Origin of the sequence: Nocardioides plantarum, assembly GCF_006346395.1 — a bacterium.
Taxonomy (GTDB): Bacteria; Actinomycetota; Actinomycetes; order Propionibacteriales; family Nocardioidaceae; genus Nocardioides; species Nocardioides plantarum.
In genome coordinates this window covers 1-1,237 of sequence record NZ_VDMS01000009.1, presented here as the reverse complement: position 1 = coordinate 1,237, position 1,237 = coordinate 1, and the positions used below count along the sequence as shown (strand labels likewise).

1 protein-coding gene is annotated in these 1,237 nt (G+C 74.1%); it reads right to left on the bottom strand.

Annotated elements, in window-relative coordinates; all coding sequences use genetic code 11:
• Positions 1-1,126: HNH endonuclease signature motif containing protein (locus tag FJQ56_RS21900; RefSeq protein WP_140011793.1), on the bottom strand; the 1,126-nt coding region annotated here is incomplete at its 3' end.
• Positions 1,127-1,237 lie beyond the last annotated feature (111 nt).

The following is a 1,237-nucleotide window of genomic DNA, read 5'->3' as shown; positions in this document are numbered from 1 at the left end:
CGCCCCGAGACCAGGGGGTGAGGTGGTGGGCTTCGCACCAGGCGGCGGGGATGGTGCAGCCGCTGGCGCGGCAGGTGGTGTCGCGTAGTGCCATGGCTTTGCGTTGGTGGCGGTTGTAGAGGCGTTGGCTGCGGCCCAGGTCGAGGATGTGGGAGTCGCCGTCGAGGACGGCGGGGACCAGGTGGGCGGTGCAGGCCAGGCGGCGGGCGTGGGCCGCGGTGATGGGTTGGTCGCCGATCAGGGCGACGCCGGGCTCGCCGAGCTGGGAGAGGAGGGTGGCCAGGTCGAGGGTGACGATGACGGTGGTGGCGTCGCCGCCGTGCAGGGGGAGCCGGGTGGGGTCGACGGTCTCGAGGAATGTCGCGAAGGCGTGGCCGAGGCGTTGGGGGTAGGGGCGTGGGTCGTCGCTGCTTTGGTCGCCCTGGTTGCCTTGGCGCGGTGAGGTGAGGGACTGCAGGTAGGTGAGCAGCCGGTCGGCGGTCGTGTCGGCGCAGCGGATGCGGATGTCGGTGGTGCCGTCGCCGCGGCGGCGGGTGGTGAGGCTGGTGACGGCCTGGGCGCGGGCCTCTTCGGCGGCCAGGAGTCTGGCCTCGTGGGCGTCGTCGACCTCGGGGGCGACGACGGCCAGGACCCTGCGGCCCAGGACGCGCAGGTGGGTGGGGTCGAACGCGCGTGCCTGCTCGAGCAGGTGGGCCTCGGCGCGGGTGCGGGTGTCGGGGTCGACGTGGGTGGGGAGCGCGTCGACGGCGCTCATCACGACGTGGGCGCGGGCGCGGTCGATGGTGCCGGCACGCAGTGCGTCGGCTACGCGGGGGTGGCGGGTCAGGGACCGGGCCGCAGTGAGGTCGCGTCGCCCGGCCTGGTGGTCGAGGCGCGCTTGGTGCGCCAGCCACGCTCCGGCGTCACGGGCGCCGTGGGTGGCGGCGACGTCGTCGGCGCAGTTGAGCACGCGTAGTCGTAGCTCGTCGAGGCGTGCCGCGATGGCGGTGAGGTCGAGGAGGGCCGACTCCTTGTCGGGGGTCGTCATGAACAGGGGGTCGACCGTGGCGACCTCGTCCAGCGCGGCACCCAGGGCGCTGGCGCAGGCCAGCACCGGGTGCGTCGAGGGCGACGACGAGAACGACACGGGACGACTCCAGGCAGCAGGGACCCCGAGACGGGGGTCGGCGGGTGCTGCCCGGGGAGTGGGACCACCGGGACCTCTGCAAGAGGGACTGCTCGGGGACCGGCGAGCCCA